General features: G+C 36.9%; 21 protein-coding genes. 9 read left to right on the top strand and 12 right to left on the bottom strand.

From position 1 onward, the window contains the following. Positions 1–25: 25 nt before the first annotated feature. Positions 26–232, bottom strand: coding sequence for a twin-arginine translocase TatA/TatE family subunit (gene tatA, locus ACM26V_RS21865; protein ID WP_416148884.1), 207 nt, complete (start codon positions 230–232; stop codon positions 26–28). A gap of 294 nt (positions 233–526) precedes the next feature. Here tatA and ACM26V_RS21860 point away from each other — a divergent pair, with 294 nt between their 5' ends. After that, positions 527–799, top strand: coding sequence for an acylphosphatase (locus ACM26V_RS21860; protein WP_416148883.1), 273 nt, complete (start codon positions 527–529; stop codon positions 797–799). 169 nt (positions 800–968) lie between these two features. Here the strand turns inward: ACM26V_RS21860 and ACM26V_RS21855 are convergent, their stop codons facing one another. Further along, on the bottom strand, positions 969–1,214 hold the full coding sequence (locus ACM26V_RS21855; protein WP_416148882.1) for a hypothetical protein: 246 nt from the start codon (positions 1,212–1,214) through the stop codon (positions 969–971). Between the two features lie 167 nt (positions 1,215–1,381). On the opposite strand from ACM26V_RS21855, the gene ACM26V_RS21850 reads away from it, so the two are divergent. Beyond that, positions 1,382–2,830, top strand: coding sequence for a cryptochrome/photolyase family protein (locus ACM26V_RS21850; RefSeq protein WP_416148881.1), 1,449 nt, complete (start codon positions 1,382–1,384; stop codon positions 2,828–2,830). Then, a complete protein-coding gene (gene eis / locus ACM26V_RS21845; RefSeq protein ID WP_416148880.1) occupies positions 2,820–4,031 on the top strand; it encodes an enhanced intracellular survival protein Eis in 1,212 nt (403 codons plus the stop codon). Before ACM26V_RS21850 ends, eis begins: the two co-directional genes overlap by 11 nt. A gap of 50 nt (positions 4,032–4,081) precedes the next feature. Here the strand turns inward: eis and ACM26V_RS21840 are convergent, their stop codons facing one another. Further along, positions 4,082–5,455, bottom strand: a complete 1,374-nt coding sequence (locus ACM26V_RS21840; RefSeq protein ID WP_416148879.1) for an aldehyde dehydrogenase — start codon at positions 5,453–5,455, stop codon at positions 4,082–4,084. A gap of 287 nt (positions 5,456–5,742) precedes the next feature. Here ACM26V_RS21840 and ACM26V_RS21835 point away from each other — a divergent pair, with 287 nt between their 5' ends. Together ACM26V_RS21835 and ACM26V_RS21830 are read left to right on the top strand one after the other, a co-directional pair. Beyond that, on the top strand, positions 5,743–6,327 hold the full coding sequence (locus tag ACM26V_RS21835) for a TetR/AcrR family transcriptional regulator (RefSeq protein ID WP_416148878.1): 585 nt from the start codon (positions 5,743–5,745) through the stop codon (positions 6,325–6,327). Positions 6,328–6,362: 35 nt separating this feature from the next. Continuing rightward, complete coding sequence (locus tag ACM26V_RS21830; protein ID WP_416148877.1) at positions 6,363–6,932, top strand: small multi-drug export protein; 570 nt, start codon at positions 6,363–6,365, stop codon at positions 6,930–6,932. An 88-nt stretch (positions 6,933–7,020) separates the two neighbouring features. Here ACM26V_RS21830 and ACM26V_RS21825 read toward each other — a convergent pair whose 3' ends face one another. The 3 genes from ACM26V_RS21825 to ACM26V_RS21815 form a co-directional block, all read right to left on the bottom strand. Continuing rightward, positions 7,021–8,121 carry an alanine racemase gene (locus ACM26V_RS21825; RefSeq protein WP_416148876.1) on the bottom strand — a complete coding sequence of 367 codons (1,101 nt, stop codon included), beginning with the start codon at positions 8,119–8,121 and terminating at the stop codon, positions 7,021–7,023. A gap of 304 nt (positions 8,122–8,425) precedes the next feature. Beyond that, on the bottom strand, positions 8,426–8,752 hold the full coding sequence (locus ACM26V_RS21820; protein WP_416148875.1) for a phosphoribosyl-ATP pyrophosphohydrolase: 327 nt from the start codon (positions 8,750–8,752) through the stop codon (positions 8,426–8,428). A gap of 209 nt (positions 8,753–8,961) precedes the next feature. Beyond that, a complete protein-coding gene (locus ACM26V_RS21815) occupies positions 8,962–10,137 on the bottom strand; it encodes an acyl-CoA dehydrogenase family protein (RefSeq protein ID WP_416148874.1) in 1,176 nt (391 codons plus the stop codon). Positions 10,138–10,369: 232 nt separating this feature from the next. Here ACM26V_RS21815 and mreBH point away from each other — a divergent pair, with 232 nt between their 5' ends. Continuing rightward, a complete protein-coding gene (gene mreBH, locus ACM26V_RS21810; RefSeq protein WP_416148873.1) occupies positions 10,370–11,371 on the top strand; it encodes a rod-share determining protein MreBH in 1,002 nt (333 codons plus the stop codon). Positions 11,372–11,499: 128 nt separating this feature from the next. On the opposite strand, the gene ACM26V_RS21805 is transcribed toward mreBH, so the two are convergent. Both ACM26V_RS21805 and ACM26V_RS21800 read right to left on the bottom strand, forming a co-directional pair. Further along, on the bottom strand, positions 11,500–11,637 hold the full coding sequence (locus tag ACM26V_RS21805; RefSeq protein ID WP_416148872.1) for a lmo0937 family membrane protein: 138 nt from the start codon (positions 11,635–11,637) through the stop codon (positions 11,500–11,502). Positions 11,638–11,737: 100 nt separating this feature from the next. Then, positions 11,738–12,640 carry a diacylglycerol/lipid kinase family protein gene (locus ACM26V_RS21800; RefSeq protein ID WP_416148871.1) on the bottom strand — a complete coding sequence of 301 codons (903 nt, stop codon included), beginning with the start codon at positions 12,638–12,640 and terminating at the stop codon, positions 11,738–11,740. Positions 12,641–12,827: 187 nt separating this feature from the next. Between ACM26V_RS21800 and ACM26V_RS21795 the strand changes: the two genes are divergently transcribed. Continuing rightward, complete coding sequence (locus ACM26V_RS21795) at positions 12,828–13,967, top strand: glycosyltransferase (protein ID WP_416148870.1); 1,140 nt, start codon at positions 12,828–12,830, stop codon at positions 13,965–13,967. Between the two features lie 176 nt (positions 13,968–14,143). Continuing rightward, positions 14,144–15,301 (top strand): sporulation integral membrane protein YtvI, encoded by a 1,158-nt coding sequence (gene ytvI, locus ACM26V_RS21790; protein WP_416148869.1) that lies wholly within the window; start codon positions 14,144–14,146, stop codon positions 15,299–15,301. An 87-nt stretch (positions 15,302–15,388) separates the two neighbouring features. Here ytvI and ACM26V_RS21785 read toward each other — a convergent pair whose 3' ends face one another. Further along, entirely contained in the window at positions 15,389–15,541 is a 153-nt protein-coding gene (locus tag ACM26V_RS21785; protein WP_416148868.1) for a hypothetical protein, read from the bottom strand. A 258-nt stretch (positions 15,542–15,799) separates the two neighbouring features. Beyond that, the gene (locus tag ACM26V_RS21780) at positions 15,800–17,749 is read right to left on the bottom strand and encodes an ABC-F family ATP-binding cassette domain-containing protein (protein WP_416148867.1); all 1,950 of its coding nucleotides are present in this window, start codon (positions 17,747–17,749) and stop codon (positions 15,800–15,802) included. 185 nt (positions 17,750–17,934) lie between these two features. Between ACM26V_RS21780 and ACM26V_RS21775 the strand changes: the two genes are divergently transcribed. Next, positions 17,935–19,626 carry a hypothetical protein gene (locus ACM26V_RS21775; RefSeq protein ID WP_416148866.1) on the top strand — a complete coding sequence of 564 codons (1,692 nt, stop codon included), beginning with the start codon at positions 17,935–17,937 and terminating at the stop codon, positions 19,624–19,626. Positions 19,627–19,884: 258 nt separating this feature from the next. Here ACM26V_RS21775 and ACM26V_RS21770 read toward each other — a convergent pair whose 3' ends face one another. Beyond that, positions 19,885–21,405 (bottom strand): DEAD/DEAH box helicase, encoded by a 1,521-nt coding sequence (locus tag ACM26V_RS21770; RefSeq protein ID WP_416148865.1) that lies wholly within the window; start codon positions 21,403–21,405, stop codon positions 19,885–19,887. Between the two features lie 232 nt (positions 21,406–21,637). Then, positions 21,638–24,922 carry an SNF2 helicase associated domain-containing protein gene (locus ACM26V_RS21765; protein WP_416148864.1) on the bottom strand — a complete coding sequence of 1,095 codons (3,285 nt, stop codon included), beginning with the start codon at positions 24,920–24,922 and terminating at the stop codon, positions 21,638–21,640. Between the last annotated feature and the right edge of the window lie 51 nt (positions 24,923–24,973).

Here is a 24,973-nt window from a genome sequence, read left to right as displayed (position 1 = left end):
TTAAATTCTGTGTGAATTACGTTTCTTAGTGTTTTTTTGCTTTGTCTTTTTCTAACATTGTTTTACTTTCATCAAAATCATCATCTGATGTTAAGTCTCTCGTTGATTTTTTAAATTCTTTCAATGTGTCCCCTACTGCTTTCCCCATTTGTGGCAACTTCTGTGGTCCAAATATAATGAGTGCGATAACTAAAATTAAAATTAAACCTGGAATTCCAATATTCGCTGGCATACTATTTCCCTCCTAAAATTAGTTGCGGTGTTTTTGTCATTCATCTGATAATGATTCTCACTTGTGATATAAATCACATTCTGTACTTTTATTATATCTTTATATAAAAACTGATAGGAGAAAGAAATGTGAATATTCTTAAAAGATACTGTGTCTATAATGTGAAATATTATACAAACTCCTATTTTGATACTAATAAATTTAGAAAGTTGTTTATGCGTCAAAAGTGTAAAATCTGTTCTAGTTGGGTATCAAGAGATTAAAGAAGTATTTTATACGAGTAGGAGGTTTATTATGATGAAACGCGTTCACGCTAATGTTGATGGAAGAGTTCAGGGGGTTGGTTTCAGGTTTCATACACAATTCCTTGCTAGTGAAAAAAATGTGACTGGCTGGGTACGAAACAAATTAGATGGGACGGTTGAAATCGAAGCTCAAGGAGATTCAAATAATATCGAATCCTTTCTATCTTCTGTTGAACAAGCTCGATTTCCAGCGAAAGTAACTTCTCTTAAAAGCAAAGAAATCGAATTAAATGACAAGGAAGTCAAATTTTCTATCCGTTAAACGTCAGTAAGGCCTTTTTCAGTCAACAAAAAACGGAAAAGGAATCATAGCCCTTTTCCATAAATAAGAGGTATCTATAAATTTCCATATTTGTAAATGAAGGTGTGTAGATAAATGATACGCCATTACAGTAAAGTTGGATTGGGTCATGATAAAATTAAAAGAATTTCTATTCGCAAGCTGGATTTCGCGGGATTTTCGTTACTGAAATATCATTAATCATTCTTGTACTTCTTTTAATAATACATACAAAGTTTGATGTCCAAATATAAGATGGAATTTCATGATCTTCCTCAAACATCATCGCTTCAACTTCATCTCCAACAAGATCCTCAAATGTTTCTTGTGTATATGTTTCTGTATCAGTTGAGAACGTACGCCATTCGCAGAATAATTTTCTTGTTAATGTAGTCATATTAATCATAACCCCTTTCGTTATATTTATTTTATCATGAGTAATGTCATGAAAGTTTGTGAAACATTGAACATATTTTGACTATTTATAAAACGTTTACATTTTTGATGGTTGAATTCTTATGAAATTGTCACTGTTTCCGATATGATATAACAAGAGGTGATAAAATGAAACCATTATACGCAGTATGGTTAAGAAATGATTTTCGTTTCCACGATCAACCAGTTATTCATAAGGCTCTTGAATCAGCAACATCCTCTGATGGGGAAGTCATTTTCTTTTTTCACATCCATCCAAGATTTCTGGAAGAAAAAGTAGACACGCATCATGATTACTTTTTTAAAAGCTTACAACAGTTCCGTGAAGAATGTGCTCACATAAAAATTCACATTCATCTCATTTACGGTAATAATTCAGATGCTTTTACTAAACTAACTAATAATCTGCCTGATCTTGCGGCCGTATTTCACTTAAAGGATTTCACTCCTTTTGGTCGTAAACGTGATGCCGACGTAGCAAAATTCCTTAAACAAAAAGACGTAGAGACCTACCCAGTAAATGAGAGTCACCTGGTACAGCCTGATCAACTAACGAAAGAAGACGGGACACCTTACAAAGTATTCACTCCCTACTATCGACAATGGATAAAACATCAGAAACAGCCATTAGTAAAGATAGATAGGAATAAATTGATGATGCACTACAAAAAAATTGACCCAATTGACATCGATACAGAGAATTACTTTGAGAATGATGTTTTATTCCAACGGGATTTTCAGTGGTTAGGGCTAGGAGAAGACACGGCATTAAAAAGACTAGAATTGTTTCTAGATGAGCGTATCACTTATTATGATAAATCACGAGATCAACCTGCAATTGCAGGAACCAGTCAGCTTTCGCCCTATATAAAAACAGGGGTATTATCCGTTCGTAAAATTTACTACTCTGTATTTGATCGTCTTGAAACGTCAGGTAAAGGGGCAGAGTCATACTTGAAGGAACTTGCTTGGCGTGATTTTTATGCAATGATCTATTATTTCTATCCTAATATCAAAAATCAAGAATACCAAGAGAAATACAGATCAATCGAATGGAGTACAGACTCTCAGTTATTTAATAAATGGAAAACAGGCACGACTGGATTTCCGATTGTTGATGCAGGGATGAGGCAATTAAATGAAATTGGCTGGATGCACAATCGGTTAAGGATGGTAACTGCTTCTTTTTTAACGAAAGATTACCTGATCGACTGGCGAATGGGAGAAAAGTATTTTTCTAAGAAACTAATTGACTACGATGAAGCTTCAAATATCGGTGGTTGGCAATGGGCCGCTTCTGTTGGAACGGATGCTGTACCGTATTTCAGAGTTTTCAACCCTACCAGACAAGCGGAACGATTTGACACTCACGGCCAATTTATCAAAAAGTATCTACCTGAATTAGCAGATATTCCAACAACGTATATTCATAAACTAGAAAAAATACCGTCAGATGTGCAACAGAAAATAAATTTTCACTTTGGTAAAGATTACCCTGTTCCTTCCGTTGATCACGCACTTCAACGAAAAAAAGCAATAGAATTATTTAAAGGAGAGGAAGATCATCATGACGATTAGAAAACTTACTAGTGCTGAAATCGAATCTAGTATTCGTATGTCAGAATTTGCTTTTCAATTCGAACTGACTGATGAAGAACGACGAGAGGAAGTGAAGCTCACAAACGCAGATGAGACATGGGTCATTGAAGAGAATGGTGAAATACTATCGAAAGCAACGGTTCTCCCTCTTCATATATACATGCAAGGTCAAAAGCTGGCAATGGGTGGAGTTTCAGGTGTCGTCACTTGGCCTGAACATCGTCGAAGTGGTCTCGTTGCCAAGTTACTGAAACAATCGTTAGAACAGATGAAAGAAGACGGACAATTGGTTTCATTTCTTTATCCTTTTTCTATCCCATTTTACAGAAAATTCGGTTGGGAACTTTTCGCAGATATGGAGACCTTGACATTAACAAGAGATCAATTGCCTCGACGAGAACAATACGATGGAACGGTTAAAAGAGTCGAGAAGAATGCCTCAGAAGTTAACTCTGTCTATCAACAATGGGCAAAACAGTATGCCGGCACGATTGTGCGCGATGAAAAATGGTGGACACAATCCGTATTTAAACGAAAAAAAGGAACGTTAGTCGCATATTATAATCAGCAAGGAACTTCTTCCGGTTATTTGATTTATGAAGTGAAAAATAAAAAAATGACCGTTCATGAATTAATTTGGCTAGATGCCGATGCACGACGCGGTTTATGGCATTTCATTTCCAATCATGATTCAATGATTGATTCAGTAACAATCCACACCGCTACTCACGACCGCTTACCTTTTTTATTGACTGATCCTAAAGTGAAGCGAGAGGTGAGCTCCTACTTTATGGCACGTATCATTGATGTGAAAGAATTCCTTGCTATTTATCCATTCTCACTACAAGAAGGAGAAGCACCGATTATTTTGCATGTATTTGATGAATTCTGCCAATGGAATGATGGAATTTATATGATAAAAAAACAGGATGGCGAAATAGATATTAAATTTTTCCCTTCTTCTGAGAATGTACAGCAAGACAACCAAGGTAGTGCTTGCCAGCATCCTCCCAAAAAAGGGATTAGACTATCAGTTCATTGTTTAACCGCTTCGTTATTTAATACACAACCAGTCGACGTTCTATATGACGAAGAATGGATAAAAGGTGATATTCAAACACTGGAAGCGTTCCGTGCTAGTATCCCTAAATTAAAACCATTTTTGTATGACTTTTTCTAGGAGAGAAAGGAAGGAGTCCCGCACTAACGGGACTCCTTCCTTTCTCATTTCTACTCCCACATTTTCCGTAATGTCTTAAGAGAGGTTTGTGATTGACTATATCGAATCGGTAAATCAAATGACGTGGGTTGCTTTAAAATACTCTTCTCATGGGTGAATGTATCAAAACTCGCTTTGCCATGATAAGCACCCATTCCGCTTTCTCCTACACCACCAAATGGTAAATATGGCGTTGCTAAATGCATAATCGTATCATTTACACAACCACCACCAAATGAAAGGTTACTTAGAATCATTTTTTCATTCTCTTTACTTTCAGTAAATAAATATAACGCTAATGGATTTGGCCGTTCTCTAACAATCTCGACGATTTCGTAGTCGTACTTATAAAATATGATCGGCAATATAGGGCCAAATATTTCCTCTGCCATTATTTTATCGTTCATGTTGACATCCATCATAATCGTCGGTTCAACAAATCGATTTTCTCGATCTGAACCCCCACCATAAAATACTTTTTCTTCGTCTATCATCGAAACAAGGCGATCAACGTGCTTTTCATTAATAATTTTTGGATACACCCGTTTCTTTCTTGCTTCTTCATCGAACCACTTTTTTGTGTAATGCATAAGTAATTTCAAGAATTTCCTTCTTCGTTTTTCATGAACAAGAATATAGTCCGGTGCGACACATGTCTGTCCTGCATTGATAAACTTTCCCCATACGATACGCTTGGCTGCAATTTTTAAATTGGCATCGTCCATAATAATCGCTGGACTCTTGCCACCTAATTCCAATGTAACAGGTGTTAAATGCTTGGACGCCGCTTCCATCACCTTTTTTCCGACTTGCGTACTTCCAGTGAAAAAAATATAATCTACTTTTTCCTCTAATAATGCTTTGGATGCCTCTGCATCACCTTCAACAACGGCAACATATTTTTCTGGAAAAGTAGAAGCTATTAAATCACGAATGACACCACTAGTATTTGGTGTAAATTCTGATGGTTTAATTATCGCTGTGTTGCCTGCACTTAATGCTCCAATTAAAGGCCCCATCGCTAATTGGAACGGATAGTTCCAAGGTGATATTATAAGAGTCACTCCGTAGGGTTCTTTATAGACATAACTTTTTCCACCAAAGTGAGTAAGTGGCGTCTTTTCTTTTCTTGGTGTCGCCCAATAATCAATATTTCTTAATGTGTCTTTTATTTCGTTGTATAAGAAACCAATTTCAGTTAGAAAAGCCTCATATTCACCTTTATTTAAATCTTTCCTTACAGCCTCTAAAATATCTTTTTCGTGGTGCTTAATTGCATCTTTTAACTTGGAGAGCTGTTCTTTCCTAAATTCAATGCTTTTCGTTTCACCAGAATAAAAATACTGTCTCTGTTTATTGATCAGTGATTGAATCGCATCTTTCATACTTATTTCCCCCTCATATTATGTTCCTTTATTTACTCATTCCCTTTTTTATCTACTAATAAGCATGAATAACGTATCTATAAAGTTAATTATATCAACTTTACAAAAGATATGTTATTATCTTACATTTGTCAATTATTACTCTACTATATACGTATTGGATTGACGTTATTCTTCGTTTAACTAATTGCATGAGTCCTGGAAATGAGTTGCTTTTCTCAAGATTTGTTGGTATTATACAAACTACCGGTCGTTAGTTTCACTTATTATTTTTAAGGAGGATACTGATGAATAGATCAGATCAAATCTTAACTGTCGCTTTAGAACATTTCGCAGATAAAAGTTATGAAGGAGCAAGCTTATCAGGTATTGCTCTTCAAGTAGGAATTAAAAAAGCATCAATTTATAATCACTTTAATCATAAGGAAGAATTGTTTTTATCCGTCGCCAAACATGTTTATAGGCTCTATATTAATGAAATCGAGCGTACTTTAGCTAATCATCATCATTTAGCATCTAAAGAGAAAATATTTATTATTACTGAAACGATGACAGATTTTTTGAGTAACGAGGAAGAAGGGAAATTTTATATGCATTTTCTACTATTCCCACCACTCCATTTAAAGGATAAAGTACATGAACAGTTTCTTCAGTTTGAACATGAATGTGATCAACTCTTATCCCCTATTTTTGAAGAAATCGCTTCAACATATGAAATATCTCATTTGTCTTTACGGGATCTTCTTGATGCATTTTATTGCTTACTAGATGGTATTACCTCTCAAATGTTTTATTATCATCCCGACATTGCTCTTCGAAAGAGACAGACGTCATTGGCTTTATTTTGGACAGGAGTTATAAATACTGATTAACTGATGGTTGAATGATAGAAAGGAGTAAAAACAACATGCTGGAACTTATTTGGCAATACTTTCTAATTTTTATTATGGCTGCGACACCCTGGCTCGAAATCTTAATCGTTATTCCAATAGGTATTGGTCTTGGACTCAATCCATTTTGGGTCGGTTTCTTTTCCTTTGTTGGAAACTTCCTTCCAATTATACTGATTGTTTACTCTCTAAAAAAGTTTCAACAAACGACTTGGTACTTAAACTGGAAGAAAAAAAGAGCAGAAAAGAAACAATTCAAACAACGAGAAAAACACAATCAATCTTCTATTTACGATAAAAATCTTGATCCTTTGAATGAAGAGGCAGAAATTTCGCCAGACGCGAACAAAAAGATCGCCAAAAAATCTCGAGCCATATCTATTTTTAATAAATATGGATTACCTGGTTTAGCTCTGCTTGGTCCGGCGATTACAGGAATTCATTTAGCAGCGATTATCGCTCTTTCTTTAAAAGCCGATAAACATCAAACAACGCTTTGGATGGGTGGAAGCCTGCTTGTTTGGTCGATTTTTCTGACGATTGCTAGTTATTATAGCCTTGACTGGATCACAAGTTTATTTTCCTAGAAATAATATGAGATTTTATTGAAATTAAATAGCTATCTCGAGAGTAGACGATTCATACCAATCGATACATTCACAAGAGACCATTTATTCATTGCGATTTGCCTCTTCCATCGATTGGTACTTTCTCCAATTGCCCACTTTCTTTTAAAACGATGTAATGGTCGAAAAGGTTCACAGCTGTGCAAGCATGATTTGGGATAAATCGCAATTTATCTCCTAAATGAATTATTTTGTTTTGTTCAGTTAAATCAACAATCCCATGCTCTTCGGACAAACGAGTAAGAATTAATTCTGGATGATCGATAGATTCACCGAAACCATCGACTCCTTCATTACCATGCGCCCCTTTTTCTGTTGTAAAAGCTTTACTACCACCATCAAAAATGAGTCTATTTTTCTTTATGGAGATAAGTTGAGTCAGAATAGTGATTGCCACTTCTTGTTGTTCAGCAACGTCTAGACCGATTTGCATACGGTCAAAAAATACAGCGTTACCTGGTCGAACTTCTGTAATACCATGATAAGAAGCCGCTCTTTCAAATGTAGGAGTTGAGCCAACGCTTCGATTCGTAATTTTTATCCCTTGTTGCTCGCAAAGTTCTGCTGATTGAAGAATACTAGCTACTTCTTGCTCAGTCACTGCTTCCTTCTGTTTCTTTGACGTTGCAGCATAAGAATGCCCAGCATGCGTATACAGGCCAGTTAACTGCAGGCCACTTAAGCTTGTTATATATTCAGCCAACGCTAGCGCATCCTTACCAGGTTCCACACCACAGCGGTTTAATCCAGAATTAATTTTTATCCACACTTCGAATCCAACATCGAGTTCGCTCGCAGCTTCATTCATACGAATGGCCTGTGCTTGACTATCAATTGCAAAAATAACTCGTGCGTTGTGCAGATATGGCTTCAAACGCTTTACTTTTTCTATGTCAACTAAGGGGTACGCTACCAGTATATCCGTGACCCCTTTCTGCAATAACAATTCTGCTTCGGAAACACTTGCTACTGTTATCCCGTCCGCTCCCGCTACTAATTGTTCCTGAGCAATCAAAGATGATTTATGTGTCTTGAAATGCGGTCGAAGATTGACACCATACTTCTCTTTAACTGCCAACATTCTTTTGATATTATTTCTCATTTTACTTTCATCAATTATAATTGCAGGTGTTTGTATTTTTTCAAACATGCGGCTCGCCACCTTTTTGTCTATAAAGTATATCATCATAGGCTATCGCAAACTATGCGTAGTTATGAAATAAAAAAGGACAAAAACACTGATTAACGAGTGTCTTTGTCTTTGAAAAATTAGTAACTTTAATTTCTCCTATCATGTCGTTTTGCGAAATTTATCGAAATTTGTTATGTGTTAGAATAGGTCTCTTATCTGTCGGAATTAGTATTCTATCTGTTGGAAGTTCGCTCCTATCTGTAGGAAGTATGTTTCTATCTGTCGGAAGTTCCTCATTAAGTGTTCTTCTTCTGACACTGTTCTAATCTTCTCCTACGGTTTCTAAATACCATCCTTCCTGAAAAGATCCTCTCCTTTCTGACTTTTCTTTTCTTATCGCTTCCAATTCGTTCTTTGAATAACCATGACGTTCTGCTAAACAGTAAATTAATTCAACTAAATCTGCCAATTCTTCTACAGCATGTTCAGATTGTTGTGCTTCGAGATATTCTTTCACTTCTTCATTTAATTTTTTCTTAGCTTCGATAATGAATTCCTCACCATTTATTCGACGATATTCAAGTTTTTGTCCATTCATTTCAATTATTTCCGGAATCCTGTCTCTAACAAGTTTATAGTATGTTGGCATCACGTCTCTCCTTTCTTGGTTTTCAGTTGTTTTAGAATCTGCGATCGATTTACTCTCACCGAAATAGGTTAAATTCTCCTTTAGTAAAGATTCATGACTTGACTATAAAAATCCTGCTCAGTAACAAAAAAACCACCAAAGTATTCCAACTTTAAGTGGTCATGCTCCCGAAATTGTCTCACAATCTCCGACTTTTTCGAAGCTGTTTATCATGTTTCTTTAGCTAGGAAAGCTTTTTTAGCTAGGATCATTGATGTAATATCATCAGATGGAGGATTATGAAGTCCTGCTCGCACGTCACGATAATACCGTTCAAACGGTCTCGATTTTTCAAGACTTTTTCCTCCGACAATTCTCATACTTAAATCCACTACATGCACCGCCGCATTAGTTGCTGCTGTTTTTACTGCAGCTAGTTCTGGTCCTAACTGTGGCCGAAGTTCCGGATGCTCATCCCATAGTTCAGCGATACGATACATAAAATGCCTTGCCTTCATCAATTCTAAATCCATCTCTGCAACCTTTCTACGAACTTCAGGCACTTCACTAATTGGATGATTTAAACTATTGGGTTGATAATTCTCAGCAAAGGTAATTGCGTCATTCCTTGCTGCAATTGCTACACCAAGATAACAAGCTGGGATGTGCAATAACCAACCTTGTGGAGCCATACCATGTCCTGGATCTTTCGTTGCAACAAGTGCATCTTCTGGCAGCTGAACATCCTCTAATATTAAATCGTCACTTCTTGTCCCTCTCATTCCAAGTGAATCCCACGTTTCTTCAAAACGAATTCCCTTTGCTGAACGAGGCAATAGAAATTCACCAATTCGATCTTCTCCAGTAATCGAGGCAGTAATAATAATATAGTCAAGCACGGGAGCTAATGAAGTAAAAGTTTTTTTACCTGAAATAACCCATGACCTCTCTACTTTAGTTGCCATCGTTTCTGGCTTTCCACCCCTAGCAGGGCTTCCAGTTGCAGGTTCTGTTGCGGCAGTATTAATTAAAATGTGATCATCTAACGCTTCACGAGATATTCGTTCAAAAACTTTCTCTTGCCATTTATTCGTATCACGCAATTGCATCATTGTTCCATTATGCCAACCAACAGATAATGCAGTAGCAGCATCTCCTTGAGCAATTGTTTCTTGCATCAGTATAAATTGGTAAAGAGATATTTCCTCACCTCCAAATCGTTTAGGCACTGTTACAGACGTAAGTCCGGTTAATTTTAAGTCATTCATGTTTTCGAATGGAAACCGAGCTTGTTGATCATATTCTCGAGCTCGCTTTTTAAATTCGTTTAGTAATCCTGTAACTTTCAAATATAATTCTTTCTGTTTTTGATTTTTTAGAAATGGAGCCATTAGTTTTTCGCTCATCGTCAATTCTCCTCTACGTGTTCATCTACTTAGTATTCTATAGAAAAAAAGTTACAGATGAAAGAATTTACAGTTATTTTCATTATAAGATACAGAATATTTTCCCGGGAAATGTACAAATTTGTCGCATTTAATCTTTTTCCAATATTCTCTTTCATTTGACCCCTATAAAAAAGCAATGTAAATAGAATAACTATAGAGAGACATCATAAGAGAGACTGGAGGAATCATCATGTTTTCATCAATGCAAATTGGGATAGATCTAGGAACTGCAAATATCCTTGTATATACAAAAAATAAAGGTATGATTATAAATGAACCATCTGTTGTTGCCATTAATGTGCATACGAAAGAAGTTCTCGCTGTCGGTGAAGAAGCAAAGCAAATGGTGGGAAAAACTCCTGGGAATATCGTTGCCATCCGTCCATTAAAAGATGGTGTCATCGCTGATTATCAAGTAACAACAGATATGCTCAAGTTTATTATGAAAAAAGCATCGAGAAAATTAGGTACATCTATACGAAAGCCGAACGTCGTCGTTTGCACTCCTTCAGGGTCAACTTCTGTTGAGAGAAGAGCGATATCAGATGCAGTCAGACAATGTGGAGCAAAAGATGTTCAACTAATTGAAGAACCAGTAGCTGCTGCAATTGGGGCTGACCTTCCAGTAGAAGAGCCTGTTGCTAATGTTATCGTTGATATTGGAGGCGGTACAACTGAAGTGGCAATCATTTCTTTTGGAGGCATCGTTTCATGCCATTCAATCAGAGTTGGTGGAGACCAGTTAGATGAAGATATAACACAGTTCATCCGTAAAAAATATAACTTATTGATTGGATACCGCACAGCTGAATCGATTAAAATTGAGATTGGATACAGCCTAGTCGATCATGCAGAAATGCATATGAATATTCGAGGACGAGATTTGGTGAGTGGACTCCCTAAAACGATTCAAGTCTCTTCATACGAAATTCAGCAAGCCATACGAGAATCGTTACTATCCATTCTTGAAGCAATAAGAGCTACACTTGAAGATTGTCCTCCAGAATTAAGTGGAGATATCGTTGATCGAGGTGTGACATTATCGGGTGGAGGTGCGTTACTTCATGGCATGGTAGAGTGGATATCAGATGAAATTGTTGTTCCGGTTCACCTTGCTCCAAGTCCACTTGAATCTGTTGCTATAGGAACTGGCCGTTCATTAAACATGATGAAAAGAATTCAAAAATTATAACTTCGAAATCACAATAACCAGACGCTTCTTTCATGTGAAGGGAAGCGTCTGGTTTATATTGTTTTATTTCGCTATAGAAATAAATAACACCCTTCAAAGTTAATTAATTGCAACTTTGAAGGGGTGAGTTAACGTCCTCTAATCATTTTTACAATGAAGACAATCAATGCAACAACAAGAATTAAGTGAATTAATCCTCCAGCAAGCTCTAACATAAGACCTACAAACCAAAATAATATTAAAATGGCTATTATTGTCCAAATCATGAATAATACCTCCTAACGAATGTCATAAATAATTTGCATATATGTAATTATTCCCCTTTAGAGATTCAATAAACTAGGAATAGGATATACAGGCGTTTAGTTAACCATTATTTTCTCCTATAATAAACCTTAATGCTAAAGGAATCACTTTCACATTTAGTGGGGTTTGAAGATATATTTCTCCATCAGTATCAGCCTTCATTTGCTCACTCGTATCAATACTTACCTCATCCGCCTTCATAATAACCATATTTTCGTTATCCATCTCTTGCATCATCGCGGTTTTCCGTTGGACCCATTCGGAGAAAATTGCGATTCCTCCTTTTTTAACAATAAATATATTTAGCTGCTCATCGTCTAATTCGAGTGATTCAAATGGAAGTTCATTTGTTCCTATATGAGTGCCATTCATTGCTACAATCATTACAGCATCACCTTGGATACGTTCCTTATTAACCATTAAGTCGTACTCAAAGGGTTCTGCTTCCTTGATCGTTTTCATTGCACTCATTAAATAACTCAATGAACCTGTCCACTCCTTTGCTTCCTCATTTATATTCTCTGAGGTCTCTGTTATTAAACCGATACCAATAAAATTCGTAAAGTATCTTCCATTAGCATACCCAATATCGATATATTTGTTTCTTTCATTTATCGCTAATAAAGCCGCTTCGGCAATATTCATAGGGACATTTAATGATCTAGCGAAATCATTACATGTACCACCTGGGAGAATCGAGACAATGGGACGTTTTTTCAAATGCATTAATCCGTTGATACATTCATGAACTGTACCATCTCCGCCCATTACAAACAAAATGTCTATCTCTTCTCCTCTTGAAGTACATATAGATTCTAAGTCACCTGGAGATTGCCCCTTAATAATTGTTAATTCTTTTACTCCATCAGCTAATATAGCAGCTACTACCCCCACATTTTTTTGTACATCTGCATTACCTGCTTTACTATTGTATAGAAGCAAACCTTTCTGATACAAACTCATCAACTCCATTTCCCTGTTTAAAAGGCTATACCCTATTATCAAATACTTTATGCAACATGACAGCAGTCTATATCTTAAGCCGATAACTTCGCAAAAGTAAGTAATATAGTGATAAAATAAGTTAAATAATCATTTCGTTGCAAAATCCACCAGTAACTTCTACCAATTTATCAAGGAGGCTATGTTGATGCTCTTCTACCTCTCTCTTTTCATTTTTCTTGGTGCCCTTTTTATCTCACTACAATGGTTTATAGGGGGGCGGAAACTCTTAGTTTTAGATACGTATTCAACGGACATTTCAAAACATTCTCCCCCATTTATTAGCGTTATCGTTGCCGCAAAAAATGAAGAACAGAATATATATAAATCTGTTCATTCACTATTAGATCAACACTACCCTCATTTTGAGGTGATTGTTGTAAATGATCGGTCATCAGATCATACCCTTTCTTTTTTAATGGAATTAAAAGAGAAGCACAAAAACCGTCACAAGTTACAGATCGTTTCAATCTCTTCGCTTCCAGATGGGTGGCTCGGTAAGAACCATGCTTTATATCAAGGAACGAAACATGCTAAAGGGGATTGGCTCATCTTTACTGATGGAGATGTACTTTTTTCAAAAGAAACATTAAATAAAGCGATTAATTGCATCGTTAGCAATCAACTCGACCACTTAACAATTATCCCCGAAAATATCGGTGGTACAATAGCTTATAAAGCATTTCACAGTTATTGGAGTATTCTCGGTGTTTGGAATTTCATCCAATTAAAACACGCAGGAGTCGGAGCTTTCAACATGATTAATGCTACTGTGTATCATGAGATAGGCACCCACAAAGCTTTGGCTTTGTCACCAGATGATGATTTAAAATTGGGTAAAAGAATAGTCAAATTAGGTTTTCGTCAAAAACTAGGCTTTGGAAAAAATATGATTCGTATTCAATGGTATGAATCGATTCCACAAGTTATCTCAGGATTAGAGAAAAATCTATTCGCATTTATGCGATACAATACTTTTTTAGTTATACTCTTTTCGATTTTGCTATTCCTTTTTCATGTTTTTCCTTTCATCGGAATTTTTTCAAACGATCTCTTAACAAGAAGTCTATTTTCCGCTACGATATTACTTTACATAGTGATGTATGTTATTAACATTCGTTTTGTTAATGACAAACCTTGGCTCGTTCTTTCTATGCCATTCAACGGCATACTTTTTATCTATTGTCTTTGTAGGTCCGCTTACAAAACGTTAAAAAGAGGACGTGTTAAATGGCGAGACACAGAATACTCATTAAAGGAGCTTCGCAGGTACATGAAAAATAACTAAATCAGCTGTTTTAGAATATCTTTTTATCTCGACAGGTAAATATTTTTTCAAGGGAATGTATTATATAGAAATAATCTGCTATGATTAAATCATTATATACAAATTACTATATTTGGCAAGTTTAGTTTCTGGGTGCAATTTAAACGTAATGTCAAAGAGAGAATGGAGAATTGTCCATGACTAAAAATCATGCGTGGATATTTGTTAGACTAATTATTGTTACATTAATTGTTATATCAGTATTATGGCTGATTGGCTGGGTATTTACTATATCCTATCCTTTCTGGATTTCTGCTGTACTAGTATGGATGTTTTATCCACTGATTCGATTTTTTAGATATAAAGCTAAATTCCCTAACCCTTTAGCTGTTCTCGTCACCCTTCTTCTCGGGTTAAGTACATTAGCAGGGGCCATCACTGGACTTGTTTTTTTAATCATTTTTGGGGTCAGAAGAATTGCAGATTTTGTTCCCCAGTGGATTCAAACAACATCGATCCAAATGCAAGATTTCTTTAATAATTCTATTTTTCCAATTTGGCACACAGTCACGGGTGCCATGGACTCTCTCACACCAGAACAACAGGTTACGTTACAGGATGGTATTGCGACTCTAGGTAACCGATTAGCTGAAAGTCTGACAGATGTTGGACAAGGAGTCGCTGATGGGTTAACAAATGTAATCATCTTTGTGCCAACATTTTTGCTTGTTTTTTTACTTGTTTTTATTGCCTTTTACTTTATCGGGAAAGATTGGGAGAAACTGTTTAAATCGATGTATCAAGCAGTACCTGCGCCAGTTATGAAGAAAGCAAAAGCCTTTAAGACGATGTTTCAATTTCGAGTAATAGGTTTTATACAAGCTCAGTTAATTTTAATGTTAGTAGCCTCTATCGTTGTCCTTGTCGGATTATCCATATTACGTGTTGAATATGCATTGACGATTGCCATGATCGTTGGTATCGCTGAGATATTACCTTATTTAGGCTCTGGAACAATCTTAATTCCATGGTTTATTTATATGTTTTTCACTGGAAATGTTAGCATGGGGATTGGCCTAGCAATTGTTTATGGAGTCACTGTTGGAATTCGACAAGCCCTTGAACCGAAAATTTTATCTTCAAGTATGAATTTAAATGCTCTCGCTGTGTTAGTTTCTCTTTTCGTTGGCTTTCAAATTTTTGGTGTTATCGGTGTTTTCTTAGGTCCACTCATTCTCGTTATCCTCGTTATTTTTAAAGACATCGGAGTCGCACAAGACCTTTTCACGTTTATACGAGATGGCTTTAAAGGGGATGATGATAAGGTAAACAAAATATATTTCAAAAACAAATAAACATGACACTTTGATTAAGCTTAAAAAGCACATTTCTAGTAATAAAGAAATGTGCTTTAGTGCCTATATTATGAACTGTACTAGTAATTACCTTGGATATTGATCCGAATAGAAATCCACATGAGAGTTTCTTTCCGCTTCTGCTATTCGAAACTCCTCAATAAATGTATAGATAATTCTAAGTTCAGTTTCTGATAAATCATCAATTTTTCGAAGGACATCTTGTTTTGTAATTGTCATTGATGCAACCTCCTTCTACTACTTATTTCTGTAACTATTATAACTTTACCCACTCTCAGGACTTTTCAACCTTCTTTCCGCAAAAAAACTCTTAGTGTACACATGTTATCTCAAACAAAAATCACCATTATTTTTTCAAGAAATAATTATCCGTCTATAAGCACAAAGTAGCAGTTCTGAATATATCCCAAAAAACTAAAAAAAAGTGTGTCTTTTTTGCAACCAGTTTAATTGGCTACAATTAGACACACTTTTCTTTTACTTGTTTCTTTCCGCTTCAATTTCTTCAACAATAACAGATAACTCTGTCCATCTGTCCATTGCTTTTTCCAAAGCTTGTTGTACTAGTTTTTGCTCTTCCAAAAATTCTTTCGCTTTCGCAAAATCACTTCCCGAATCTGCAATACTTTTCTCTATCTGTTCTTGTTTTTCTTCAAGTTCTGCAATTCGGTCTTCGATTGTATCCCACTCTTGTTGATCTTTGTAGGATAACTTTTTCGCTGTAGATTTTGCTGATTTAGCTGGTTCTTTCGTTTGTTTACTTTTCTGTTTAAATGCAAGATTTTGCTGTTTGTTTTCTTCATTTTTTACCTGCTGTAATTTTGCTTCTTTCGCTTTTGCTTCGTCAAGCCATTCAGAATAAGAACCGTAATAGCGTTCAATAGGGCCGTCTTTTTGGAAAACCAACAATTTCTCAACGACTCGGTCAAGGAAGTATCTATCATGGGATACAGTGATAACAACACCAGGAAATTGATATAAGTAATCTTCAAGTATTGATAACGTCTGTGTATCGAGGTCATTTGTCGGTTCATCTAAAAACAAGACATTGGGTTCTTCCATCAATACTTTTAATAAATATAAACGGCGTCGTTCACCACCAGATAATCTTCGGATATGTGTCCACTGCATCGCACGTGAAAATAAGAACCGCTCCAGCATTTGCTCCGCAGTGATCATTTGACCATCTGAAGTGTGCACTACCTGCGCTGTATTTTTTATATATTCGATCATCCGAAGGTTTTCATCCATTTCTTCATGATTCTGCGTATAGTAGCCAATCTTAACTGTCTCTCCGACATGAATTGTTCCTTCATCTGGCTCAATTCGACGAGCCATCATGTTTAATAACGTCGTCTTTCCGACACCATTCGGTCCAATGATACCTAATCGTTCACCAGGAATAATTAAATAATCAAGTTTCTCAATAAAGGTTTGCCCTTCAAATGATTTTGACACTTGTTCTAACTCGATTACTTTTTTTCCTAAACGAGACGAACCAATTGCAAAATCTACATTGCCTAATTTTTCTTGTGGTGTATCATCCTGAATCGCTTCTACGCGTTGTTTTCTCGCCTTCTGTTTCGTCGTTCTAGCCTTTGCACCTCGTCTTAACCAAGCGAGTTCACGGCGAAGTAAATTTTGTCTTTTATCTTCTTGTTGGTCTTGTTCTATTTCTCGCTCTGCTTTTTTCTCTAAAAACAATTCGTAATTTCCATTATATTGATGCAATTTCCCATGATCCAACTCAAAAATTCGCTGTGTTACTCGATTCAAGAAATAGCGATCATGTGTTATCAACATAATTGCCCCGCGATATTGTGCTAAGAAACCTTCTAACCATTCAATCGTTATATTATCCAAATGGTTCGTAGGCTCATCCAGCAATAACAAGTCAACAGGTTGAATTAGTGATTTTGCAATCGATACTCGCTTTCTTTGTCCTCCGGATAAATGATTCACTTTTTTAGAGAAATCTGTTACCCCTAATTTAGTAAGAACCGTTTGTGCCATTGTATTTGCTTCCCATGCATTGTGATCATCCATTTTTTCTTGTGCATCGGATAATTTTTTCTGACAAGCTTCATTTAAATAGTCTGCTTCTAGTTCCAAAAGAGCCTGTTCATAAGCTCTCATCGTCCTCATCACAGGGGAATTCCCATAGTACACTTGCTCAAGTACTGTGAGATCTTCTTCTAATTCTGGATCCTGCGGCAAATATTCTATCGTAAAATCATTTGCATGAATTAACTCGCCAGATTCTTTCCCATCTATTTGAGCGATAACTTTTAGCAACGTCGATTTTCCCGTTCCGTTCACTCCGATAAGACCAATCCGTTCTTTCTTTTCAATCGAGAACGAAATATGATCAAATAACGTCTTTTCTCCAAACGTTTTGTGTAATTCTTCTACGCGAAACATACTCATATATCATCATCCTTCATTTTGATACTCTAATTCCTTATTGTATCTGAAAAAATCAAGCAAGGATAGCCCCGATCTCTTCTTTAGTGTGATAAAATGAACTTGTCAATTAGTGAAACATTTTGTTGACTCTATTCGTAAAGAAAGATAGGACAATATGCTCCTATATCATTTAATGAGGTGAAGACATGTTACAGATGGTTTTAGCAAGTGCATTATTAGCTCTTTTATTCCTTCCTTTACAATTAAGTTGGTGGAAAATGGCTTACTTTCGTAAATGGATTCCAGTAAGATACATACTTGGATTTGTTTACGGATTACTACTTTTTTATATAGGTTTATTAGATCAAAGTATTACTGCTTTTATTTCCGCTTATTTACCGGTTATCGGTATTGGATTAATTGTCGATAATACGTTAGTTTTCATGTTTATGAAAACCTTCAGAAAGAAACAAGCAACAACAGGTGCAGGAATTGGCGTCATCCTATTAGTGACTTTCGCTGTATTTTGGATAGTCCAACCGCTTTTCTTAGCAGATGCGAAGTTTAACATCGCTGATGGAGAAGAATTAACAGTTGATGATCTCGATCCAGTCAATGAGGAACATATTCCAGTAGTCCCTCGCGACTATGCTGAATACCGATCCAACATTATGATGGGTCAATTGGATAATCCTGCTTTTTATAATTTAGGAAATACTCGTATCCAGCGAGTTAACGATTCTCTTTACTGGATATCCCCAATTGAATATGACGGAATTTTCCGTTGGTATCGAAGTAATAATGCCCCTGGATATATTATGGTCAGTGCCGAGAATCCTAGGGAAGATCCAGAACTTGTATTAACAGAAATGAATTATGTACCTTCTGCGTTTTTTCATGAAAACTTAGAACGTCATGTTCGATCACAACACCCTGAAGTGATCATGCTTGATACGACTTTTGAAATTGACGGAGAAGGTAATCCATACTACATTGTCAGTTATGGTCATTTCACTGAATTCCGTCGAGTGGCTGAAGTAGACGGAGTAATTATCGTAGATCCTGCTTCAGGTGAAACGACGAAATACGATAAAGAAGAAGTTCCAGAGTGGGTGAATCGTATTTATCCTCCTCATATTGCTACAGAACGAAATGATTGGTTTGGTATTTATAAACAAGGGCTGATAAACCGATTCTTTGGACGTGAGGGTTTAACTCAAACTACACAGTGGGGACAAACAGATCCAGTAACCGGGGTTGTTAACCAAGACCTTCAGTTAAGCTGGTTCACTGATCATATGCGTTTGCAAAGTGAAGGACAAGAAGCTGCTAATTCAATGGTAGGATTTACATTATTTGATGCAAGAAGTGGTGAGTTAAGTTATTTCCGTGACGCTAGTGGATCTTTAAATGGACGAACGGCAATGGATTTAGCTGAGCGAACATTCCGCCGCGATGATTATGTTGCAGGTACACCATCGCTCTATAACATATATGGACAATACACATGGGTCATCCCTGTAATGGATAGAGATAGTGTACTTCGACAAATAATGCTTGTTAGCGCACGTGACGAAAATATCTACGGTTATGGTGATACAAAACGAGATGCTTTTGGTGCTTATCAGCTAGAACTCGCTTCTAGAACAGATGATGATGTTGTTCCAGGAGAATTTACCGATATGGTTGAAATAACTGCCACCGTTGACAGAGTTTATCAATGGGACCGCGAAGAAAATGTTACCGTAAGAATTTTAATAGAAGGCGATGATCGAATTTTCACCGTAAATGCTACCTCTTTTCCAAGGGCTGTGTTTATTGAATCTGGTGATGAGATAACTATTTCGTTTATGGATTCTGGTGAAGACGTTCAGCCGATTGAAGAATTGGATTTTTAGACTTAAGTAGAGCCGGCCTATTTTCATGGGCCGGCTTTTTTTGGTGTTCTGAATCTACTTTGGTGGTCTTGTGCGCCCTCTTCGTCTTGCTCCTTCTCTGGTATAAACTCGGGCTCCTTCCCTTCATCTTCTGCCCTCTATCCAAACGTCGCTCATCTCACCATCAGCAAACCCAATTGTTTTCATTTGCTATCTTAACCGCCAAAAAAAGACTGACCCTGGATCTTCAGGAATCAGTCTTTTTCTATCAATTACTACTTAGTTGTTTTTAAACGCAAGTGATTTAACTTTCGCAGCTGGCTTTCCACCACGACTACGATCTTGACTAGGTCGTCCTCTGCCGCCACGATCATTTTCAGGACGCTTTCTTGCTGATGAGGAATTTCGGTTTGATGAACCTTTACCTTTTTTACCGGCATAACCGCCACCATAGCCACCGCCGCCTCCGCGACGTTTACCATGAGTAGGTGATTCTCCAGTTAGACGAATCGGAGTAGTGTCAGGTTCTTTAGTCATTGTTTTCAAAGCAGCAGCAACTAAAGTTTCTGGATCATGTTCTGCTAACATCGATTTTGCTGCTCCCATTAGGTGCTCAAAGTTACCGTCTCTTAGTGATTTCATCAAGTGGTTCACTGAACGGTCTTGGCGACCAGCTAGTGCTTCTTCATATGTTGGAATAGATTGTTGTTTCATTGGTTTCTTAGTTGTTTTTTCGATCATTTTTAAATGATCGCGTTCTTTTGGTGTTACAAAGCTAAACGCAATTCCGCTTTTACCAGCTCGACCTGTTCGACCAATACGGTGAACATAACTCTCAGAATCCTGAGGTAAGTCAAAGTTGAAAACATGCGTTACGTCGTTCACATCTAAACCACGTGCAGCAACGTCTGTAGCTACAAGAATGTCGATAGCACCACGCTTGAATTTACGAATAACCGCATCTCTGCGCTCCTGTTTCATATCTCCATGTAAGCCTTCTGCTGCAAAACCACGAATACCAAGTGATTCAGTAACTTCGTCTACACGGCGCTTTGTACGACCAAAAACAATCGCAAGTTCAGGAGGATCAATGTCAAGTGTATGACATAGAGCATCAAATTTTTGCTTTTCATGAACTTCAATATAACGTTGTTCGATATTTTCGACAGTTATTCCCTTTGTTTTAACCGCAATCGTTACCGGATTTGTCATAAACGATGAAATAACAGATTTCAAACGTTTCGGCATTGTTGCAGAAAATAACATCGTACGTCGATCTTCAGGAACTTCCTTCAAAATCGTTTCTATATCTTCAATGAAACCCATGCTGAGCATTTCATCAGCTTCGTCTAACACGATTGTGTTCATATATTCAGGTTTAATTGTTTTACGACGCATATGGTCCATAAAACGACCTGGAGTTCCGACAATAATTTGTGGGTTCTTTTTTAAACCGCGAATTTGCTTCGAAATATCTTGTCCTCCATAAATTGCAAGGCAAGTAACTCCTTTTTCACGACCTAATTTATTTAATTCTTCAGCAACTTGCATCGCCAGTTCGCGTGTTGGTGCAAGTACTAAACCTTGTGGATGACGAGCATTCTTGTCAACAGACTCTAATAACGGAATACCAAACGCAACTGTTTTTCCAGTTCCTGTCTGTGCTTGTCCAATAACATCTTGTCCATCTTTTGCTGCCGGTATTACTTGCTCTTGAATCGGTGTTGCTTCAGTGAATCCCATTTTCTCAATTGCCTTAAAAATAGGTTCCTCAATGTTTAAATCTTTAAAAAGTGCCAAATTTAATATCTCCTTTTGATTCATACTTTCCAGGTGACGTGAGCCACTTGCTCTACGTCAAAATCATATATAAAGAAAACAGCCCATTCCATTAAAAGTATCAGGGAACAAGCTGCTTAGTGTATCCTTGTTCTGAAGGGCTTCCTCTTTATCTTACACGAAAAGGATGAAACTCATATTTTAGTGTTTGATTTTTAAATCAACTTATTTACTTTACCATAGTTTACCCTCATTAGCTATGATTATTACGTTTTTTTTCCTTTTTATTTTCTAAATCGAGTAAATCTGCAATATCATCTTTCCCTAAAGAAGTTATCATAGTCTCCCCCGGTTGAATAACTCGATCTAATAAATTTCGCTTCTTTTCTTGGAGTTTATGAATTTTCTCTTCAATCGTACCTGTTGTAATCATTTTTGTTACATGAACGACACGCTTTTGTCCAAAACGATAAACACGATCTGCTGCCTGTTCTTCTACAGCTGGATTCCACCATGAATCAAATAAAATCACGGTATCACCACCAGTTAAATTTAAACCAGTGCCACCAGCTTTTAAAGAAACGAGAAATAAATTTTTCTCTCCTGCATTAAATCGCTCTGACATTGCCAATCGGTCTCTCCCAGGTGTCGACCCATCTAAATAGTGATACTCCCAACCGCCTTCATATAACCGTTCTTTAATTATAGATAGCATTTGCGTAAACTGACTGAATAAGACAATTCGTTTACCAGCACTGCGAGCTTCCTCTAAGTACTCGATAAGGCGGTCTAATTTACCTGATCCGCCGTCATACTCCTTCATGAACATTCCGGGATGACAACAGATTTGTCGTAGTCTTGTTATCCCGGCGAGGATTTTTATCCGATTTTGTTGAAGTGTATCGGTTTCAATTGCTGTATTTGCCTCATTTTGCAGTAATTGAAGTTGTGCAAGGTAAACTGTTTTTTGTTTATCTGTTAACGGTGTGTACTCGATAGACTCAATTTTATCTGGAAGTTCTTTCAGTACATCTTGCTTCATTCTCCTCATAACAAAAGGTTTCACTCGCTTTGCGATTTTTTCTTCTCCCATATTTTTATACACTTGCTTATTTTTAAACATACCTGGTTGAACGAGAGAGAATATCGAGTACAATTCTTCTAATGAATTCTCAATTGGCGTTCCACTTAAAGCAAAGCTACGAACAGAAGAAATCAACCGCACTGCCTTCGCAGTTAACGTACCTTCATTTTTCACATACTGCGCTTCATCTAAAATCATCGTCGAAAACATTCGATCCTTATAATGGGTGATATCTCTTCGAATAAGCGGGTAAGACGTAATCCACACATCATGCTTTTCAGCAGCTACGATAGTTTCGGATCTCTCAACAGACGGTCCTGAAATTATTGCCGTAGATAAATTTGGAGCAAACCGTTCAATTTCTTTTTCCCAGTTGTATACTACGCTCGATGGGCAAATGATTAGTGACGGACCTTGATCTGGTTGATTCAGTTTCATCGCCTGCAAATAAGTAATCGTCTGCAATGTTTTCCCTAATCCCATGTCATCCGCTAATATCCCACCAAAACCGTAGTAAGATAGCGACATTAACCATTGAAACCCTCGCTTTTGATAATCTCTTAGCACATCATCAAGGTGTTCTGGAATCGGGAAATCCATCTCTTCTGGATCGGTTAACCTTTCGACCAATTTTCTAAATGCGCGATCTTTTTTCACTTGCACGTCTGTAGCGTCATTAAGCTGAAAAGCACGATAAAGCGGAAGTGTCGAATGTTGTTTCGTTTCAGCAGAAGACATATCCAATTCTTCCATCATCTTTTTCATTCCGGTGAATTCTTCATTTTGCAAATGAATATATTGACCAGAAGCTAATCGATAATATTTTTTATTATCAAGCAGACTCGCTAGTACTTGAGCTAATTCTTCATCTGACACACCATCTACTTCAAATGCAACATCAAGCAAGTTCAACTTTTCATTCGTTTCCACTTTCATGGACGGACGTTCGACTGGCTCATGGACGATATTTCTCAAGGAAGAGGTTGCATATAAATGGAACAATTCTGAAAGTTTCGGTACATCTTCTGAAACAAAATCCAAAATATCCTCTACCTCTTCCAAATATAATTCTGTTCCATTAAATTTAAATGGCACATCCTCGATAAACGACAGCAAATAATATTCCTTTTCCATATCACGGACTACTAACTGACTACCCTCTGTTGCCTCCTGACGAAATGGCGATAGTTTCGTCTCTCCGTATTGGAAAATCACTTCCGCGGTAACCCTATCTTCCTGGTAATCGACATACAGTTGTGGAACAAGCGGCGACATTTGTATATTTTCTCGGATTGACTCGCTCAATTCCACTTCGCCGATTTTGTTTAATTGTGGTAAAACAATGGAAGCAAACGATTCAAGTTGTCGTTCCTCTAACAGCATTTCCGATGGGTCTTCCATAGCTAATTGAAAAAATAACGAATCAAATGCCTGTAATTGATCTCCATCAAGGACATAAAAGATCCCTTGTAAAAATAAAAGACCATATTTTTTCCCGAAATAAGTCGCATGTCCTGCGTTCTCCCATGATAGTCGATACACACCAGCTTGATCTAAATGGTCTTCAATTTGAAAAGATAATGGTGGCTTCCCTTTAAGAATATCGAATCCTTCGAACTCACGCGAGTGATCATCAACAATCACATCTCTCCCCTTTAGTTGAGAGAGGAATTCATGAGCATAGGCAGGTGGAACGTCGAAACTTCGGTCATCGTCTTTTGACCGACGTAAATATTGATAAGAAAAAGAAAAAGTCTCTGTGTATTTGATATCCAATAATATTCCCATCAACTTGAAAATTTCAATGTCTTCTTCTTCGAAATAATAATCTGATGGATGATAAGTGAATAATTTGGAAAATTTCAAAGCTTGCTCCTCTTCAACTGCGTGAAGTAATTCTGATACATTTTTCACGACATACAGTCTTTTCCTCCCTACTCTCATCTCCAATTCAATCGAACCTCTCATCCGTTCACTGAAAGTGGAAGAAACTTTCAGTAAATATTGCACTTTAAGTGGTTCTCTTTCATGGTACGTTTCCTGTTTTTTTACATATAGCTGTTCAAAAGATTTCATTAATTTATTCGTTCGTTCCCTTTCATTCCAAGGGATTTGTTTCTTTTTATCTATCGTGCCCTCATCGGTCTTTTTTTGATGCTTCTGTTGATCGCCTACAGATAATAATGTAGCGACAATATGCTTGCAATAGCCTATATATGATTCGAATGCGGGACAAGTACAGGTCATGTTGACCACGTCAACGTTATCTGTTGGGTCAGCAATGACTAAATAATCTTCCTCACCATGAACGACCGCACGAAAACTTCGATCTTTTTTACTCCAGATAATATCCTGAACATGATTCTCAAGATAGTAATCCATCCCTTTTTGAAAGGTTTTTGATGACGCACTACTGTTTCGAATATCTTTTTCTGTTAAATGATTCAGGTTCACTTTGACTCACCTGCTTTTCTATGTTTGGCTAACCAATTTAATTTAATCATA

Origin of the sequence: Salipaludibacillus sp. HK11 (assembly GCF_047795645.1) — a bacterium.
Lineage (GTDB): Bacteria > Bacillota > Bacilli > Bacillales > Salisediminibacteriaceae > Salipaludibacillus.
Note: the sequence above shows the minus strand (reverse complement) of the source record. Positions and strands in the feature narration are given on the sequence as shown.

What these genes read in the sequence shown, in the direction of transcription:
- tatA (WP_416148884.1), bottom strand. Translation starts at nt 232, where the DNA reads ATGCCAGCGAATATTGGAATTCCAGGTTTAATTTTAATTTTAGTTATC.
- ACM26V_RS21860 (WP_416148883.1), top strand. Translation starts at nt 527, where the DNA reads ATGATGAAACGCGTTCACGCTAATGTTGATGGAAGAGTTCAGGGGGTT.
- ACM26V_RS21855 (WP_416148882.1), bottom strand. Translation starts at nt 1,214, where the DNA reads ATGACTACATTAACAAGAAAATTATTCTGCGAATGGCGTACGTTCTCA.
- ACM26V_RS21850 (WP_416148881.1), top strand. Translation starts at nt 1,382, where the DNA reads ATGAAACCATTATACGCAGTATGGTTAAGAAATGATTTTCGTTTCCAC.
- eis (WP_416148880.1), top strand. Translation starts at nt 2,820, where the DNA reads ATGACGATTAGAAAACTTACTAGTGCTGAAATCGAATCTAGTATTCGT.
- ACM26V_RS21840 (WP_416148879.1), bottom strand. Translation starts at nt 5,455, where the DNA reads ATGAAAGATGCGATTCAATCACTGATCAATAAACAGAGACAGTATTTT.
- ACM26V_RS21835 (WP_416148878.1), top strand. Translation starts at nt 5,743, where the DNA reads ATGAATAGATCAGATCAAATCTTAACTGTCGCTTTAGAACATTTCGCA.
- ACM26V_RS21830 (WP_416148877.1), top strand. Translation starts at nt 6,363, where the DNA reads ATGCTGGAACTTATTTGGCAATACTTTCTAATTTTTATTATGGCTGCG.
- ACM26V_RS21825 (WP_416148876.1), bottom strand. Translation starts at nt 8,121, where the DNA reads ATGTTTGAAAAAATACAAACACCTGCAATTATAATTGATGAAAGTAAA.
- ACM26V_RS21820 (WP_416148875.1), bottom strand. Translation starts at nt 8,752, where the DNA reads ATGCCAACATACTATAAACTTGTTAGAGACAGGATTCCGGAAATAATT.
- ACM26V_RS21815 (WP_416148874.1), bottom strand. Translation starts at nt 10,137, where the DNA reads ATGAGCGAAAAACTAATGGCTCCATTTCTAAAAAATCAAAAACAGAAA.
- mreBH (WP_416148873.1), top strand. Translation starts at nt 10,370, where the DNA reads ATGTTTTCATCAATGCAAATTGGGATAGATCTAGGAACTGCAAATATC.
- ACM26V_RS21805 (WP_416148872.1), bottom strand. Translation starts at nt 11,637, where the DNA reads ATGATTTGGACAATAATAGCCATTTTAATATTATTTTGGTTTGTAGGT.
- ACM26V_RS21800 (WP_416148871.1), bottom strand. Translation starts at nt 12,640, where the DNA reads ATGAGTTTGTATCAGAAAGGTTTGCTTCTATACAATAGTAAAGCAGGT.
- ACM26V_RS21795 (WP_416148870.1), top strand. Translation starts at nt 12,828, where the DNA reads ATGCTCTTCTACCTCTCTCTTTTCATTTTTCTTGGTGCCCTTTTTATC.
- ytvI (WP_416148869.1), top strand. Translation starts at nt 14,144, where the DNA reads ATGACTAAAAATCATGCGTGGATATTTGTTAGACTAATTATTGTTACA.
- ACM26V_RS21785 (WP_416148868.1), bottom strand. Translation starts at nt 15,541, where the DNA reads ATGACAATTACAAAACAAGATGTCCTTCGAAAAATTGATGATTTATCA.
- ACM26V_RS21780 (WP_416148867.1), bottom strand. Translation starts at nt 17,749, where the DNA reads ATGAGTATGTTTCGCGTAGAAGAATTACACAAAACGTTTGGAGAAAAG.
- ACM26V_RS21775 (WP_416148866.1), top strand. Translation starts at nt 17,935, where the DNA reads ATGTTACAGATGGTTTTAGCAAGTGCATTATTAGCTCTTTTATTCCTT.